The sequence below is a fragment of the Nostoc sp. 'Peltigera membranacea cyanobiont' 213 genome (genome assembly GCF_002245975.1).
Lineage (GTDB): Bacteria > Cyanobacteriota > Cyanobacteriia > Cyanobacteriales > Nostocaceae > Nostoc.
In genome coordinates, this window is the sequence record NZ_NOLI01000069.1 from 23480 (window position 1) to 40834 (window position 17355).

The following is a 17355-nucleotide window of genomic DNA, read 5'->3' on the forward strand; positions in this document are numbered from 1 at the left end:
ACAATTCTTAGAAGAGGTTTAGCTAATGACCAATTCAGATTTAGAGAGAGTCACGGTTCGCCCAACGGATGAGTATAACCAAAAGTTAGTATCTTACGTCCATCCGCCAAACTGGGTTAATCCTCAACCGGCAGATGTTTATGATTTAGTAGTAATTGGGGCTGGTACGGCCGGATTAGTTGTAGCTGCGGGGGCTGCGGGTTTGGATTTGGGTTTAAAAGTGGCGTTAATTGAAAAGCATCTCATGGGTGGAGATTGCTTAAATGTTGGTTGCGTACCATCTAAAACGATTATTCGGTCTGCCCGCGTCGTTGGCGAAATCTGGGATGCTAAAGAATTGGGAGTTAATATTCCCCAACATAATATTGATGTTGATTTTCCTAAAGTCATGGCCAGGATGCGGCGGGTAAGGGCTGATATTAGTCATAATGACTCGGCGGAGCGGTTTCAAAAGTTAGGTGTCGATGTCTTTTTAGGTAGCGGTCGATTTGCAAGTAAAAATACCGTGGAAGTTGGCGACAAAACCCTCCGGTTTAAAAAAGCTGTAATTGCTACTGGCGCAAGAGCCGCACAACTTTCGATTCCGGGAATTGAAAAGGCGGGTTATCTAACTAATGAGACGGTTTTTTCTCTAATTCAACGACCGGAACGTTTGGCGGTGATTGGTGGCGGCCCCATTGGTTGCGAATTAGCGCAAGCTTTCCGGCGCTTGGGTTCTGAAGTGGTACTTTTCCATAGCGGTTCTCATCTGTTGAATAAAGAAGACGCTGAAGCTGCTGAAATTCTGCAAAAGGTTTTAATTAGCGAAGGAATTCGCGTGGTTTTGAATTCCAAATTAGAAGAAGTGGTAACTGTTACTCAGGGGAAACGGCTTTACTTTTCCTCCAATGGTCATCGAGATTCGGTGACAGTAGATGAAATTTTAGTCGGTGCGGGGCGATCGCCAAATGTGGAAGGTTTAAATTTAGAATCAGTGGGGGTGAAATACGACAAGCGCCAAGGTGTAAAGGTAAATGATTACCTCCAGACGACCAATCCCAAGATTTATGCGGCTGGCGATATCTGCATGAACTGGAAGTTTACCCATGCTGCTGATGCAGCGGCGCGGATTGTAATTAAAAATACGCTGTTTTCTCCCTTTGGTTTAGGGCGCTCGAAACTCAGTAGTCTGGTGATGCCGTGGGTAACTTATACTGACCCAGAAATTGCCCACGTAGGCATGTCCGAACACGAGGCGCAGAAATTAGGTATTGAAGTGACGACAATCAAGATACCTTTTAATAGTGTAGACCGAGCGATCGCCGATGGTGAAGAGTCAGGATTTCTCAAAATCCACCATAAAAAGGGGTCTGATGAAATTATCGGTGCAACTATTATTGCCAGTCATGCGGGTGAAACGATCTCAGAAATAACTACAGCAATAGTGAATAAAATCGGCTTGAGTAAATTAAGCAGTGTGATTCATCCTTATCCCACTCAAGCCGAAGCTATAAAAAAGGCGGCTGATGCTTATCGCCGCACACTCTTAACATCAAATGCCAAAAAACTATTGGGATTTTTGACAAAGTTATCTTGAGCAAAATCAGCGAACAGTCACATAACTGTTCGCTGATATGTCAATCTCTAAACAGGTCGGAAGCGATCGATCTCGCCTGTGACGATGTTTGCGAAATACAGATTGCCATCCTGTCCAGTGGTAAGTTGTGTAGGCACTCCTTGTTCTGCTGTCAGGGTAGCAAACCGATTAACTGAGACAACTTTGCCGTTACTATCGAATTTCAAAGCATCGATAGTTCCTTGACTGAAATCACCAACGAATAAAGATCCTTGATAGATTGAGGGGAAAGTACTACCTGTGTAAAAGTCACCCACAATAATCGAATTGGAAGAATAATGCTTGTAGGTGTAAGCTGGCGCTGTAACTGCTTTGCCACTATTATAAAAATCTTGCGCCGCATCTAGGACAGCATATTTTGGTTGTTTCAGGCTGACAATATTGCCATTGGCATCAAGACCACCTTCATAGAATGGCCAGCCAAAGTTTTGTCCTGGTTTTCCGATATTCACCTCTTCATAAGTACTGAAGCCAACATCACCGATATAGGGGGTATTGGTGGTCTTATCAATTGTGAACCGGAAGGGGTTACGCAGACCAAAGTCATAGACCTTGGAACGATTGCTATTGGGATCGCCATTGTAGAAAGGATTACTTGATAAACCTTTACCTGTAATCGCATCAATATGCAAAAGCTTACCGGACAGATTATCGATATCCTGGACGCGAATTGCTCGCGGATCTATGCCATTGTAGGAAGTGCCATCTCCGAAGCTAACAAACAGAGAACCATCAGTACCAAACTTCACAGTCCCAACTGAGTGAGAGGCGCTATCGTTGGCGACAAAATTCTGGATATTTTGGACTTTATCAAGATTATTGAGATAATCTTGCAAGCTGGTAAACAGCTTACCAGTATCTTTGTTGATGATTCCTGATGGTGCATAGCCAAGTGTAATATCTGTGCTATCTCCCTCTGGGTGGCTGATATTATCCCAAGTACCATTTGTGCCTATCAGCACAACTTCGCTGCCAGCAATGGCAGTAGTGTAATTAGTGTTGGGATCGGCTGTGACGCGAGTTAGCCTTCCAGTTCGATTCGCTCTCTTGTCGCGATCGTCCAATGTGGTATTGGGATTGTTCTTAGGGTTTTTTGGATCGGTTTCTGGTGGATCGTAACTATACAACAGGTAAACGTAGTTGTTACCATTTGGATTTTTGCCAAAATCTGGGTGGACGGCAATGCTTAACAAACCGCGATCGTTAACATCACTTACCTCGTCAGAAATATCGATAAATGGTGTTGCTAATAAACTGCCATTTTTCATTATTCGCACTACCCCATCTTTCTGGGCAATGAACATGGTACTACCATCAGATGTCCAGTCAAAAGCTGTGGGTTGAGTCAAACCAGAAGCTACCGAATCTATAACAAACTTACCAGAGTCATTATCAAGAATAGTGATAGTTGTCTGTTGATTAGTTAGTTGGACTCCAACTGCGTTACTAAACTTCAAAGTAAATGCTTCATTTGATTCCCCAACATTGTCATTAATTATGGGGATAACAATTGTCTTGCTGACTTGTCCTGCTGCAAAAGACAAGGTTCCAGATACAGCCTGGTAGTCAGATCCCGCTTTCGCAGTTCCATCCATAGTTACGTAGTTCACACTAGCGGCTCCGGTAGCGTTACCGCGTGTAGCTGTAACCGTAGCAGTACCATCACCCTCATTAACTACTGGCTGACTGAAATCGATGCCAGAGCGATCGTTATCTTGAATCGTAATTTGGAGAGTTCTTTGGAGTCCTAATGCTGCCCCATCTGGCTGCTCAATAACAAAATTAAACGTTTCATCTGCTTCTGCTAAAGAATCGTCATTGATGGGAATAGCTACCTGTCTGCTGCTTTGTCCTGGTGCAAAAATAACTGTTCCACCGCTTTCAGTGCCTTCACTTCCGTAGTCAACTCCTGCTGTGGCAGTACCAGAGAAGGTGGCATACTTGATTGAAGATGTGCCGCTTAAATCACCAGTTCTCAGTAAGGTGATGATGGCATTACCAGCACCTTCGTTCACAGTCGTGGAAGCCGATCCTAATGTGATGGTGGTTGGAGATTCCGGCGAATACAGTTGAGATTGAGGAATGATTTGCTTTGTCTGAGAATTGCTTGACCAAGACAGTTGGGAAACGGCGCTGTATTGATTGTCGTAGTATTCGAGTTTAATGTCATACTTCTGACCTGCAACTAATGCGATCGAGCCACTATTTTCTGTGGTAGATTGATCGACAAACTTATTGATGAGTAGTTGATTATTAACCCACAGTCGCACACCATCATCACTATTGGTAGAAAAATTGTAAGTCTCGCTATACTGAGCTTGCACCTGACCTGTCCAACGGGCTGAAAAGGTATCTACACCGATAGATGGATCTGGAGAACCAGCCCCCCAAGCAAAGTTCACTGTCGGATCTGTGCGAGTTACCTTCAGGTTGGTGAAGTCGGCGTTGTCGTAATACTGGGCTTGTAGTCCGTTGCCATTACCAGGTGCGTTGAGATTACTATACAGTTGTGACTGAGGAATGATTTGCTTTGCCTGAGAATTGCTTGACCAAGCCAACTGGGAAACGGCACTGTATTGATTTTCGTAGTATTCGAGTTTAATATCGTATTTTTGACCAGCAACCAGTGCGATCGAGCCACTAGATTCTGTGGTAGATTGATCGACAAACTTATTAATGATTTGCTGACCATTCACTGACAATCGTACACCATCATCAGCAGTGGTGTAGAAGTTGTAAGTCTCGCTATACTTGGCTTCTACCTGACCTGTCCAACGGGCTGAGAAGGTATCTACACCGATAGATGGATCTGGAGAACCAGCACCCCAGAGAAAGTTTACTGTCGGATCTATGCGAGTTACCTTCAGGTTTGTGAAGTCGATATTATCGTAGTACTCTGCTTTAAGTCCATTTCCCTGAGAGAGCGCACTGGCGCTAGCGCGAGCAATATTGGATTGTGGTGGATCGATGGTTTGTAGGGCTGATGGAGTAACTGTTGGACTTGCAGCTACTGACAACTGTTGATTAAGAACCTGTGAATCATTCATTGAGATATATGCCTCACAATAGTATTAAAACTAATTCCACAATCAATGCTTGTAGATTAGTTTTATGTTGAATGGTTTCAAAAAAATGCCGAATTATTTTAGCTTAAACATATTGATAAGCGGAGCATTATTTACCTATTAATATATTTATTGATTTCAATACTATTCCACTCAATTGCTGATACAAATTCTTTCTATTTATGCTCCTTTACTGCTTATTTGTATCAATGAAAACAAAATAATATGAAGCTATATACATTGCTATATCTTCTTTAAAAGCATGTATATAGAAAAACACTTATGAGCAATAAAAGCTAGAGACTACTTTCAGGGCATATTAGTCCTTATGAGTCTTTGTCTTCTCTCAATAAATTTCTGAATTTTTGATGTATGTAAATTCAGTTTGGTGAATTTAAAAAATCATAGATTACCTCTCTTGAGAGCTTCTAATCTCACCGTTGTGCTAGTGCATAAAGTTGAGGCAAAGTAACACCCAATTACAGAATATACATACTTAAGTAATAGAAAGTGTAATTTGACATATCTGTTTTTACGTATTTTTTTAGGATTAATCAATTACACATTTGACACTAGAACACCGTGTTATGTCTATCTTTTTTGTGGAACTTTGTTTAAATATTCACATTGCTCTACCCTTTTTTAAAGGAAGATCAAAGTTTTGATGATTTTTAAATAAAAATTACCAACACACTGGATGATCTCATGTTTTTTGGTTGCATAGTTATTAATTACATGAAAATTCTATAAAGAAAAATTTTAATATTTAAAGATTTGAAAAAGTGTTATTTATCTATGCTTGATATTGACTATCAATTTATATATTTGCTAAGTAGGTCGGTGCAATTAAAGCTAACTAGGGAAAACTGTTATTTATCCTTTATCGTTAGTCATCAACAAGGTTTTAAGCCTGTTTATCTTTCGTAACATAAGTTGGTTTATTCCCGCCAACTTACTTACGATAAGCACTAGCTAGGTTATTTGATGAATTACTGGTCATAAGTCGTCAATCATCCGTTAAAACAACAGAGTTCAGCAGAATGCCAAGCTATGTCCCTAATATTGGGTTATTAAGCTGATACTGTTGGGCGAATCATGACGCTAGAGTTAATTTCGTTGAAAGAAAACTTTACAGTATCTCAAGTCCTAGAGCGAATTCACAATTTAGCTAATCCCAGTGAGATAATTTATTATCTTTATATCACTGATGCGGAAAGGCATTTAACAGGGATTGATATGGTTGCAGGAGTTAGTCTACATCCGAACCTGAGTAAAATATTAGCGAAATTATGACCCGTGATATGGTATTTATCCACACTTATACAGATCAAGAAGAAGTTGCAAGATTAAGCAAAAGATATGACTTTCTGGCTGTATCTGTGGTAGATAGAGAACAGCGTCTAGTAAGTATTATTACTGTTAATGATGTGATTTACATTATACAAAAATAAACCACCGAAGATATTTATGTCTTTGGTGGCGGTGTGCAGTCGAGGGACAACGACTATTTTCAGATAAATTTACTGGAAATTGCTTGGCAAAGGGTTGAAAGACAATTGTTCAGACGACAAGCCGCTTTGCGTCTACGCAGGGTCAATTATTGAGAGAAATGTTAGGTAATATCGCTACTGGCTAGGCTTATTTTCTGCAAATGACTAACTTTTACAATTCTGATTCCGTCTTTGGAGCAATAATTTCGCCAGTACCCAATTCCAGTATTAAATCCTGCTCGGTAATCAATCCACTTAGTTCCTTCACTTGTAAGTTCATATCTTCACAAGCTTGTCTGAGTTCTCGCGCAAATTTGTTGAGGTCTTGACCATAGCCACATTGATAAGCAGCAGTTTCAATTCCTTGCTTGGCATTTGCTCTAGCACAATCTACTAGTTCTGTGCCTTGCAGTGGTGTAGGAGATGCCATAGACGTAGTTATTATTTTTTAAATGTTTGCTGCTAAATACATTATCAATATTTTCAAATTGACTCATCCCTCCAATGGAAGACCATGAGGGTAGAGTTAGGAGTGAGAAGTTAAAAGTTATAAATTAATAATATATCAGTTATAACTTTTAATTTCTAATTCCTAAGTCTTAACTTTTTTACTTATCCATTTACAACATCTCCACCATTGACATGTAACACTTGTCCAGAGACATAAGAAGCATCATCAGAGGCTAAATATACGTAGCTAGGTGCAACTTCTTCTGGTTGTCCGGCTCGTTGCATTGGTACTTGTTTTCCAAAAGTTTCAACTTTTTCTTTGGGAAAAGTTGAAGGAATTAGAGGTGTCCAAATCGGTCCTGGCGCGACAGCATTAACGCGAATTCCTTTTGACACCAAATTTTGTGATAAGGAGCGAGTGAAGGCAACGATCGCACCTTTTGTAGAGGAATAATCTAGTAGTTGTGGGCTACCTTTATAAGCTGTAACCGATGTAGTATTGATGATAGAACTGCCTGCTTGTAAATGCTTGAGTGCAGCTTTAGTCATGAAAAACATCGAGAATATATTAGTACGGAAAGTGCGCTCTAGTTGTTCTTTGGTGATTTCCTCGATACTTTCTTTCGGATGTTGTTCGGCGGCGTTGTTGATGAGAATATCCAGTTTGCCAAACTCACCAACTGTTTGTTGGATAGCTTGCTGACAAAAAGTTTCATCCCCAATATCCCCTGCGATGGTTACTGCACGGCGGCCTTGTTTTTCTACCAAATGTTTTGTTTCTTTGGCATCGTCGTGTTCGTTTAGGTAAAGAATCGCCACATCTGCACCTTCTTTAGCAAATGCGATCGCTACAGCACGACCAATACCACTATCAGCACCCGTAATTAATGCTACTTTATCTTGTAGCTTGGCACTACCCCGATACTGGGCATCATCTGCTTTCGGTTTTGGTGTCATTTCTGATTCAACACCTGGTGGTTGTTGTTGTTGTGCAGGTTGTGATTTTTTCTCTTTTGATTTAGGCATAGGTTTTGTCTCACTAATTTAATTTTGAATGTAATTAGATTAGATATTAGGCGTTTGGGAGAAGTTACAGGTGATCGGGAATAATCTGTACCCAATTCTTTTGTTATGTCCGCATTTCCTATTTCAAAAGTAAACCTTGGATCGAAAATTCAACTCAAGGTTTATTTTTTGCTTTGGATCTCATCCATTAGCCATTTGCAATTTTAGGTATTTATACCCCGAATGCTTACCAAACGTACTTATTGCTGGCAATTATTGTATGGGGCTTAGATTATTTATCCTCACACCTGACTAAGAAAGAAAAACTATACAACTCTTATGCGATGAAGGGTTTATCGCTCTCTTATGCTTTAAAGTTAACTATTGTGTGGCTGTAATTTATCGCTCCATAGAGGTAAAAAAGCTGAATTTTTCTCAACCTTAAGGCGGAGAATAAATTAAATAAATGAGAGTTCCTGAATTAGTATATAAATCATTTGTATCAGATAAACAATTGAGCTATTTTTGCTAAATGAAAATAAAGATTATAGTTTCTCACTTCCATCTCGCAAAATACCTACTCTTATGGCATAAATTTTAGTTAATATTAATATTTAATTAGGCTGATATCTATATAGCTGAATTCTTGTAGACTAAATTAGTTGTAAAATTACTTGACTATAATCCCCAAATTAATAGCCCAAAAGCCTACGTGGTGCGCTACATTGAGATCATTAGAGGGTAGGGGTTATGGCAATACTAGATATTTCCGACTTAGAGCAGGTTGAAAAGTTTCACCACTTACAATTAACCTTAAGCGATCGCTGGAAAACGATCGAGTCATTTGACAATAGTGAAGCGGATATTTTAATTATTCCCTCCCTAAGTCTCGACCAGCGCGAACTCCAAAAGATCGAAGGCTGCGAGCATTATGAAGAAAGATTACTATTCTCCTTAATTCGATTGCAGAATCCCCGGACTCGACTGGTTTATGTAACATCAGTACCCTTGCATCCGAGTATCATTGATTATTATCTGCAACTGTTGCCAGGAATTCCTTTTTCTCATGCTCGCAATCGCTTGCTGCTACTTTCTACTTATGATTCCTCTCTTAAGCCTCTGAGCCAAAAGATTTTAGAACGTCCCCGCTTGCTAGAGCGGATTCATCAATCTTTGAGGCTAGACAAATCGTTTATGATCTGCTACAATTCTTCGCACTGGGAAGGCGAATTGTCTGTAAAATTGGGTGTACCACTGTATGCTGCCGCACCAGATTTACAAACTTGGGGGACAAAAAGTGGCAGTCGGCAAATCTTCGCTGAAAGCGGAGTACCGTATCCAGATGGCACCGAAAAAATTTGGAACCACACAGATTTGGCAGAAGCTACCGGTGATTTGTGGGAACGACAACCGACATTAAAACGGGTAGTGGTGAAACTCAACGAAGGCATTTCGGGAGAGGGGAATGCATTGTTGGATCTTAGACCAATTGAGAATTTAGCACCAGGTAAAGGGACTCATGCCCAAAGGGTAGAGGCAATTAGCGATCGCTTCTCAACAATGCGCTTTCAAGCAAAACAAGAGACTTGGGATAATTTTTCGGGAAGAATCCCGGAATTAGGGGCAATCACCGAAGCATTTGTGGAAGGGGAAACTAAGCGATCGCCCAGCGTCCAAGGACGGATTACACCCACCGGCGAAGTGGAAATCCTTTCAACCCACGACCAAATTCTTGGAGGCCCAGACGGTCAAATTTATCTTGGTTGTCGCTTTCCGGCTGATGAAAGCTATCGATTGGAATTACAGCAATTGGGGCTACAAGTTGGCAGAAAGTTAGCAGAGAAAGGCACTTTAGAGCGATTTGGCGTAGATTTTATCGCCGTTGACAAGGGTAACGGAGAGTGGGATATTCAGGCGATCGAAATTAACCTGCGTAAAGGCGGTACAACTCATCCATTCATGACTCTGAAATTATTAACGAATGGTCGCTATGACCTTTCCACAGGTTTATTTTATAGTCAGCAAGGTCGTCCTAAATACTACATCGCCACTGATAATCTCCAAAAAGAGCGCTATCAGGGATTATTGCCTAATGATTTGATGGATATCATTGCTCACCACAGACTGCACTTCGACAGTGGTACAGAAACAGGCACAGTATTTCATCTTATGGGTTGCCTTTCGCAGTTTGGCAAGTTGGGATTAACCAGTATTGGTGATTCTCCACAACAAGCACAAGACATTTATAACAAAGTTGTCAAAGTTCTTGATGAAGAAACCCGCAGCGAAAATCATGATTTCTCGGCGTTTTCAGATTATTCTTTTCCCGTCGCTTGGGATGAACATAGTTAAGGAATCTGCTTAGGAATGTGGATTAAATAAAGTGTAAAAGTAGGGTGCGTTAGCAAGGAGAGGACGGCACCTTCTCCGTTCCATCAGAATTGCAGGTTATTAAAGTTTACATTCCTTATTGTGTTAGCTAGCCTTCCACTTCCAGCTAGCGCAGCACATCTTTACTTTCTTCTGGGGGTTGGGGGATCTTTTCTACGTAATCTCATTTCTTTGTGAAGCTACGCCAAATTTCCTTTGCTTCTTATTTCTTTCTTTGTGCCCTTTGCGTCCTTTGCAGTTCGTTCCTCATATAGTTCGGCGCACCTTCATACAGAACTGGTATAAGTCCTAATGATTACGGATTACGGATTTTTAAAGTCCTGTGTTTGTAACGGACTATGCATAGTAGAACGATTAGCAATACAAGCGCTTTGATCGTTGATGGTTCCACTACTTTCTTCACTTCTATAGGAGGTTTAGGAGTAACATTGCATGGAATCTCAATTATCTGTGTGCCATTCGAACCATTACCATTGGTAGTCAAATCGCATTCACCTTTGTTGGTGAGAGACAAAGGTGTAGTTCCTGGAGTAATAGGTGGTGGAACTGGAGTAATAGGTGGTGGAACTGGAGTAACAGATGGTGGAACTGAAGAAACAGCTGCCTGAGCTGAAGAACTATCGCCATTAAGTAATAAAAGCAGGATTAAAGCAAGACCCCCGGCTCCGATTATTGGCCAGAGTGGGAAGGAATCAGAACTATCTGGTACTAAGACATCTCCCCCAGTCCCAGGGAAAGTATCAAGGGCTATTTCTTCTCCGTCCAACGGTAGTGGAGTGTCACTCAGCAATATATCGCCTGGGACATCTTCTCCTAATATCTGATTAAATTCCTGTGGGATTGCGTTGTTGGGTCGTCCGAGTTCCCCACCATCTTCGGAGTATGGATAGGATAGTAGTTCAAAAATCCTTTTTTGGAGTTGGTTCTGATCTCCAGAATTCAACGCATCTAGTCCTGTAGAGAGTTTATTTAAATAAAAATTCGTCATTTCTGGCGACAGACCTAGAGATTGAATCTGTTCTTTGATGTTGTCAATTTTTGAGGCCTCTTCAAACAACAGTCGTCCGTATGAGAATTTCAAGTCTAGTAACCCATTACGAAGGCTGACTGGATTATTGACTCCTGAGTATGGTGCCCAGTAGAACTGATTGGTTACAAGTCCAAGTCCCTCTACTGGATTGCGACCAATACCTTGTCCAAGAAGGTATTGAGAGCTATCCATGATGGCGGGGGATTCGTTTCTCCAAAATGAGGCGAAAGGCACCGAATAGAGATTGGGATTGTTACCGTAAAAGCTAGCGAAATTCTGGAAGTTTTTCTCCCCACCGGCTGCTCGTATCAAGAGGTTTTCATAGCTATTCCCACCGTTTAACTCTACTAATCGTTGGATTACCGCTCCAGTTTTATTACAGGTCAGGCCAAATCCCACATCACATCCAGGAATGACTCGCATCTGGCTCAAAGTCTGGTTATTGATTTGGTACTGGAGATACTCAGACTCCAGTCCTTGTTGGATACCATAGCGGCCAATATTAAGCTGTGCAAAAGCAGACTGACATGTAGTGATTACTACTGCAACAGATGAAAATGCGATGGTTGCAAAACGAACCGCTTTCGACACCGCAATTCTTTGAAAAATTGATTTAGGCAAAATGCACCTCCAGAAAACTACAGCAATTTAATTGAGCATGGGGCATTGGTTCATCTCCCCCAATCCCAATTCAACTCTTAGGTAAAGAAATGTTGATCGTGATTCCGGTACCTTTGAGATTCCCTGATGAGAGTGTGTGATATAAGACCAATGCCCGGTTTGGCTGGTCGAAAAGAAACCCACGACGTGTGGGTTTGATCTTCCCTTCCTTTACTAAGGAAACGAAGGCTTCTAAATACCGACGTATGCCTTGACGGTTCTCTTTACTAGCATTCAGATGATGCTCAATCAGCATCATAAAGAAGTCCAAGCTCCGATTTTCCTGCCCTTGAATCAGACTACCCTCATCTAGAAAAGAACTTGCGATTAGCCTGCCATCAACTTGTTTAACCTTAAACATAGTGAAGTAACGCCCTTCTTTTTTAGGATCGTTCGCATAACAGACCCAAGAACCCTCTTTATTTTGTGTAAAACCCTGTTCCGCAAGGTAAGAAAGCAAAGAATTATTTGCCTTATTCTGTGGTGGAGGTAACAAATCCTCAATGGGATCTAAAGAGCAAATCCTGTGTGTTGTTCTTGTTTTCAGTTGAGAAATAATAGGAGTCTCTTGGGTAGGGACACGAAAGGGTTTGTCATCAGACATTGCCATGCTAGACATCGCAGCCAATGCAGACACTTGGAGAACGATCGCACCAAACAAACGAACAATGATATTCATGGTTTTCCTGTTACTTTTACTTATGTTGTCAATAATCAAGTTGTTACTAAATCAGGATCGATCTAGCAGTCCTAGATCGGTTGTTAAATTTAAGTGTTTTCCTCATTTGGTCGAGGGTCACTTAAGTTTTCACCAATCACATAGGTTTTATATATAGGTAACTAAGTGCGAAGAGAATAAATATCTAAATAAAACACAAAACTCCAATATATTGTTGACAAGTGAAATTGGGCTTTTTGATACTTTTACGTATACAAAAAACAATTGACATTATGTCAACACTTTTATATTTAGTGTCACCTAAATTTTTGCCATTATTAAGAGGCTTTTACGCCTTCTTCGCTGGCTGCAATAATTTCTAAAAAAGGCTTTGTTAGCTCTTTGCTATCTTATATAAGCAGACTTTCAAAAGCTCCATGCTTTGTACATTGGTGCTTTTGTTGATTTCGTTGCTGGGTTGAATAATTTTTTGTTTTTTGGAGGTAGCACACCTAACTAGCTGTTTCAGCATGGTAACAATTTAATGTATAAAATAATATCTCCTGACAGTAAAATAATATTACCATGAGCTTGAGACATGCAACACTATTGTGGACAGTTGTCAAAGTTGTACACTGTAAATCGTCCTACCTCTTCATTAAATTTCATAGCAAATAGTTGAGAGTCAAAGTCAATTTACTTATATATCGTTAGTACTTTAAAATCTAGTCCTCTTGTTCTTGAGCTATTCATCTTTTGTCTTAAATATGACTTAGTATTAACAGACACACTGAAGATACATGTATTCTAATTGCTGGATAAGCTTGATTATCTGAATTTTAAGCTACAAGCGATCGCATCAAACTAAGTCAAATTAGATGACTATGTATAAAATTTACACTTGAACAAGCTTTTGTCGCTATAAATTTTCTCAGTGTCTTAGACTCAGATTCCTTAATCTACATATTGTCATAACGAAAGAGTATTACTTAAATTTGCCCTGTAGATAGAGGAATATCCTGAGCAAAGTTGATATATTCAAAAATTTCAGTGGTAACAAGCTTTGACTATAATTAAGATACTAAGTTGTTATTTTTACAAGCCTTGGCAGTATGAATGTGGAATTTTTTAGCAGGATTCCTTTGATGCCTTTAGTATTACTATGGCTAGCTTACACTCTTCTGGGATGGTATCTTGCTGCTAATCATATTGTTTGGTTGGTGGGAGCTTTTGTTGCTGCTATGGTTTTAGCTATAGTGCGAAAGAGTACTTCTTGGTTAGAGCGTTTTGTTGAATTTGGTTCTCAAACTTTAGCTGTTGTATTATTTTTAAGTATATCAATTGCTTTTGTAGCAACTTGGTCGCTATTATTAAGGCTTTTTATCATCCCCTTAGCAACTACACTTTTAGCGGATTTGGAAATGCGCTTTTCTGGCTTCAACAAACTAGATTCATTTTGGATATTAACAGTTCTAGCAGTATTGGGTTTGGTCGTGGGCGAATTAATAGATATTCTACTTTTTCCCAGTAGCAGATATTAAAGTATTAAAGATAAAAAGAGATTTATATTATTTATATTATTTATATTATTTATTAAGTAGTGCTGCACTGTGCCACTACTTAATGTCAAGTGTTAGAGGATATTTTAAACGTTTTAAATCACACCCCAAACTGTGCATTTTGAGTCAAGCAAGTGCGGTGGAATTTTTGAGTACTGGGACTTTAATACACAAAGATATCTTCTGATAATAGTAAGCTATCTTAACAAAGATGCAAAATTTAAAGTTGAGATATTAAGTTATTAGTTTCAATCGGGGGCAACAACTTTATTATCCTTCTGATGGTTAATTGACCAACGGTGATCGACAGTCACAGAGGTAAACTCGCAAATTTCTTCTAGTCGCTTTTGTTGCACCGCAGCTTTACGCAGAGTGATAATTAGTTGATTTACCTGATGTCGTAAATCTGGATTATCATTGACTGCTAACATAGTTTGTCTTTCTAAAAGTTGAAGTATAAGTTCGTAGTGAATAGGTGAAGGTAGAGGAATTTGCTCCATGAAGTTCAATTTTGATTTCATATCTGGAATTTTGTATTAGTTAAATGTTATCTCTTGTAAATGAATTGTTACATACTAAATAACTAGTTGCTTATGCTTTAATTTGATTAGCGATGAAGATTTGGCAAAGAATTTATAATACTTGACAGTAAAGCACTGCGTGTCTACGCATAGTATGCCCCATTAGTTGCCCTGCACTAAGAAGTACAGGGGAGGTGTTTATTTCAGAAATTCCTCGGCAAGATATGGCCTATAGCAGCGCCGGGATCTGGTTGTTTTACCAAAGATTCTCCAATGAGTACGGCAGATGCACCTGCTGTAAGCACCAAATTCAAATCATCTGGATTGTGTAGTCCTGACTCACTGACAACAAGGATGTTTTTCTCCTGCAATTGGCTACCTCTTGCAGCTAAAAGTTGGCAAGTAGTTTGCAGATCAACAGAGAAATCTTCCAAATTGCGATTATTGATTCCGACTAAGTAGACCCCATCTAAAGCTAGCACACGGTCAAGTTCTGCCAAGCTATGAACTTCAATCAAGACTGCCATTTTCAGGTTGTTAGCAATTTTGAGGAAGTATTTCAAATCTTGATCGCTCAGGATAGCTGCAATCAATAAAATAGCATCTGCACCCTGAATCCGTGCTAAGTATATCTGATAAGCATAAATGATAAACTCTTTGCATAGTAAGGGCAAATCTACGGCAGCCCGAATTTTGGCCAAGTTGTCAAAACTACCTTGAAAGAACTTGACATCGGTTAGCACTGAAAGACAACTAGCACCACCTTGCTGATAAGATTGGGCGATCGCGACTGGGTCAAAATCTTCTCGGAAAACGCCTTTGCTAGGTGAAGCTTTTTTAACTTCGGCAATCAATGCTGGTTTAGTTTTACCTTGGCGCAAAGCGGCGACAAAATCACGAGTTGGCGGCGCAGTCAGTACCTGCTTCCGCAATTCTTGCAAAGGAACTTTTTCCCGCATCAGGTCATATTCTACTTCTTTCTGCCAGACAATTTCTTCTAAGATGTTGTTTGGCGCGGCATCTGGCACGGCTACCTGATAACGTAATATGGATACGGTAATAGCTGGGTTAGGTGAACGACGGCGGATTTGCATAATTAGTCATTTGTCATTGGTCATAGGTCATTTGTCATCGGTCATTTGTCCTTGTTTATTGACAAAGGACAAATGACAGAGGACAAGTTACTAAATGGCTCGTTTATAAGCTTCGTCTAAGACTTCAGAGAGTGTTGGGTGGGCATGAACTAGATGTGCGAGGCTTTGGACGGATTGACGGTTTGCGATCGCAGCTGACGCTTCATGAATTAAGTCTGAGGCGTGCAGTCCGAAAATGTGAACGCCTAAGACTTCTCCTGTGTCTTTGCGATATATCACTTTGGCAATACCGTCGGCTTCATTTTCTGCCAACGCTTTGGAATTCCCTTTGAAGTAACTCCGACTTGTGGCGACTTCAAAACCTTCAGTTTGTCCCAATTCCTTCGCTGCGGTTTCTGTTAAACCTACATAGCTGACTTCTGGGTGGGTAAAAGCTGCTGCGGGGATGCTGCGATAGTCTACTATTCTTTCCCTCCCAACTATATTTTCTACCGCGATGATGCCTTGAGCAGAAGCCGCATGTGCTAACATCATCTTTCCATTCGCATCGCCAATTGCCCAGACATTTGGTACTACTTCACCGGCTGATAGTACTGCCATGCGATCGTCAACTGGGATAAAATTCCGCCGATCGAGTTCTATACCCACAGACTCCAAACCAAGATTTTTGGTCGCCGGGATGCGTCCTGTAGCCACCAAGCAAGCATCAACTTCGATGACATCTACATCTTCTTTAGTTTTGAAATCTGCTAACTCAATTACCACTGGCGAACCAGGGGTAACTTTTTTGGCGTATATTCCCACTTTGGTTTCAATATCGCGGGGAGTAATCAGCACGCGTTCGGCAAGTTTGGCAATATCGCGGTCAAATCCTGGCATTAACTGATCTAGGGCTTCAATCAAGGTGATTTCACAACCCAAAGCTGAGTAAATATCAGAAAATTCTAAGCCGATGTAACCACTACCAATAATCGCCACCCAGTCTGGTAGCGACTCTAACTTCACACCTTGGTCGCTGGTAAAGACAGTTTTGCCATCTACTTCAATCCCTGGAGGTACAAAAGGAATTGAACCAGGAGAAAGGATGATGTCTTTGGCTGTGATAATTTTTTCGCCACCGTCTCCGGTTACAGCAACTTTTTGTGCGCCAGCGATTTTTCCCCAACCCCTTAGAATATCGACTCCTAGACGTTTGAGACTGTTGGTTAAGTCCCCTTGAATTTTCGAGACGAGATTATTAGCATGATTAGCGATCGCTTGGCGATCGAATTCTACGCTACCAATTTGAATTCCCAGCGATTTGAGGTGGTGGGCATTGCGTAACTCCCGCACACGTCCAGATGCCGCCAGCAGTGCTTTAGAAGGAATACAGCCCCGATTAACACAGGTTCCTCCCATATCAGCAGCTTCAATAATCGCTGTTTTCAAACCACAACCTACGGCGTGTAAGGCTGCACCATGTCCGCCTACACCAGCGCCGATAATGACTAAATCGTAATCAAATCCTTGACTCACCTTAGGTTCCCCGTGTGCTTCGCCTATTTATTCTCAACTTGACCGACAATCAGCGCAACCCCTTTAACAGTTATCAGTTATCAGTTGTCAGTTTCGTTGCTGGGTTTAAGCCCCCAGCATACAATTATCAGTGAATACTGGAAACTGCTAACTGATTTTAAATCCCCTACCATCTGCCTGATAACTATTTACTGATTTAACGTTCGGGTGTTGCTTACTTCAATTATGATTCACTGACTTCGGGCGAAAAGATGGATGTTTTCAGTAATTATAGTCAAATCTAGATACTTATTTTTGTTATA

At 40.6% G+C, this 17355-nt stretch carries 13 protein-coding genes; 5 read left to right on the forward strand and 8 right to left on the reverse strand.

Annotated elements, in window-relative coordinates; genetic code table 11:
• Nucleotides 1-25 precede the first annotated feature (25 nt).
• The gene (locus CDG77_RS19060; RefSeq protein ID WP_094330908.1) at nucleotides 26-1576 is read left to right on the forward strand and encodes a mercuric reductase; all 1551 of its coding nucleotides are present in this window, start codon (nucleotides 26-28) and stop codon (nucleotides 1574-1576) included.
• Nucleotides 1577-1623: 47 nt separating this feature from the next.
• On the opposite strand, the gene CDG77_RS19065 is transcribed toward CDG77_RS19060, so the two are convergent.
• Complete coding sequence (locus CDG77_RS19065; protein ID WP_094330909.1) at nucleotides 1624-4662, reverse strand: PA14 domain-containing protein; 3039 nt, start codon at nucleotides 4660-4662, stop codon at nucleotides 1624-1626.
• 1113 nt (nucleotides 4663-5775) lie between these two features.
• On the opposite strand from CDG77_RS19065, the gene CDG77_RS39120 reads away from it, so the two are divergent.
• On the forward strand, nucleotides 5776-5973 hold the full coding sequence (locus CDG77_RS39120; RefSeq protein ID WP_442946430.1) for a hypothetical protein: 198 nt from the start codon (nucleotides 5776-5778) through the stop codon (nucleotides 5971-5973).
• Nucleotides 5970-6131 (forward strand): CBS domain-containing protein, encoded by a 162-nt coding sequence (locus CDG77_RS39125; RefSeq protein ID WP_442946431.1) that lies wholly within the window; start codon nucleotides 5970-5972, stop codon nucleotides 6129-6131. The genes CDG77_RS39120 and CDG77_RS39125 overlap by 4 nt, the downstream gene beginning before the upstream one ends.
• A gap of 211 nt (nucleotides 6132-6342) precedes the next feature.
• On the opposite strand, the gene CDG77_RS19075 is transcribed toward CDG77_RS39125, so the two are convergent.
• Together CDG77_RS19075 and CDG77_RS19080 are read right to left on the reverse strand one after the other, a co-directional pair.
• Nucleotides 6343-6600, reverse strand: coding sequence for a hypothetical protein (locus CDG77_RS19075; RefSeq protein ID WP_094330910.1), 258 nt, complete (start codon nucleotides 6598-6600; stop codon nucleotides 6343-6345).
• Between the two features lie 182 nt (nucleotides 6601-6782).
• Nucleotides 6783-7646: an SDR family oxidoreductase gene (locus CDG77_RS19080; RefSeq protein WP_094330911.1), complete on the reverse strand. Its 864-nt coding sequence runs from the start codon at nucleotides 7644-7646 to the stop codon at nucleotides 6783-6785.
• A gap of 729 nt (nucleotides 7647-8375) precedes the next feature.
• Here CDG77_RS19080 and CDG77_RS19085 point away from each other — a divergent pair.
• Nucleotides 8376-9977: a peptide ligase PGM1-related protein gene (locus CDG77_RS19085; protein ID WP_094330912.1), complete on the forward strand. Its 1602-nt coding sequence runs from the start codon at nucleotides 8376-8378 to the stop codon at nucleotides 9975-9977.
• 334 nt (nucleotides 9978-10311) lie between these two features.
• Here CDG77_RS19085 and CDG77_RS19090 read toward each other — a convergent pair whose 3' ends face one another.
• Both CDG77_RS19090 and CDG77_RS19095 read right to left on the reverse strand, forming a co-directional pair.
• Nucleotides 10312-11667, reverse strand: coding sequence for a hypothetical protein (locus CDG77_RS19090; RefSeq protein ID WP_223269878.1), 1356 nt, complete (start codon nucleotides 11665-11667; stop codon nucleotides 10312-10314).
• 70 nt (nucleotides 11668-11737) lie between these two features.
• Complete coding sequence (locus CDG77_RS19095; RefSeq protein WP_094330913.1) at nucleotides 11738-12385, reverse strand: hypothetical protein; 648 nt, start codon at nucleotides 12383-12385, stop codon at nucleotides 11738-11740.
• Nucleotides 12386-13476: 1091 nt separating this feature from the next.
• On the opposite strand from CDG77_RS19095, the gene CDG77_RS19100 reads away from it, so the two are divergent.
• Nucleotides 13477-13905, forward strand: coding sequence for a hypothetical protein (locus CDG77_RS19100; protein WP_094330914.1), 429 nt, complete (start codon nucleotides 13477-13479; stop codon nucleotides 13903-13905).
• 266 nt (nucleotides 13906-14171) lie between these two features.
• On the opposite strand, the gene CDG77_RS19105 is transcribed toward CDG77_RS19100, so the two are convergent.
• From CDG77_RS19105 to lpdA, 3 genes are all read right to left on the reverse strand, one after another.
• Nucleotides 14172-14423: a DUF5340 domain-containing protein gene (locus CDG77_RS19105; RefSeq protein WP_094330915.1), complete on the reverse strand. Its 252-nt coding sequence runs from the start codon at nucleotides 14421-14423 to the stop codon at nucleotides 14172-14174.
• A 224-nt stretch (nucleotides 14424-14647) separates the two neighbouring features.
• Nucleotides 14648-15538 (reverse strand): indole-3-glycerol phosphate synthase TrpC, encoded by an 891-nt coding sequence (gene trpC / locus CDG77_RS19110; RefSeq protein ID WP_094330916.1) that lies wholly within the window; start codon nucleotides 15536-15538, stop codon nucleotides 14648-14650.
• Nucleotides 15539-15628: 90 nt separating this feature from the next.
• Nucleotides 15629-17053 (reverse strand): dihydrolipoyl dehydrogenase, encoded by a 1425-nt coding sequence (gene lpdA / locus CDG77_RS19115; RefSeq protein WP_094330917.1) that lies wholly within the window; start codon nucleotides 17051-17053, stop codon nucleotides 15629-15631.
• Nucleotides 17054-17355: the final 302 nt, after the last annotated feature.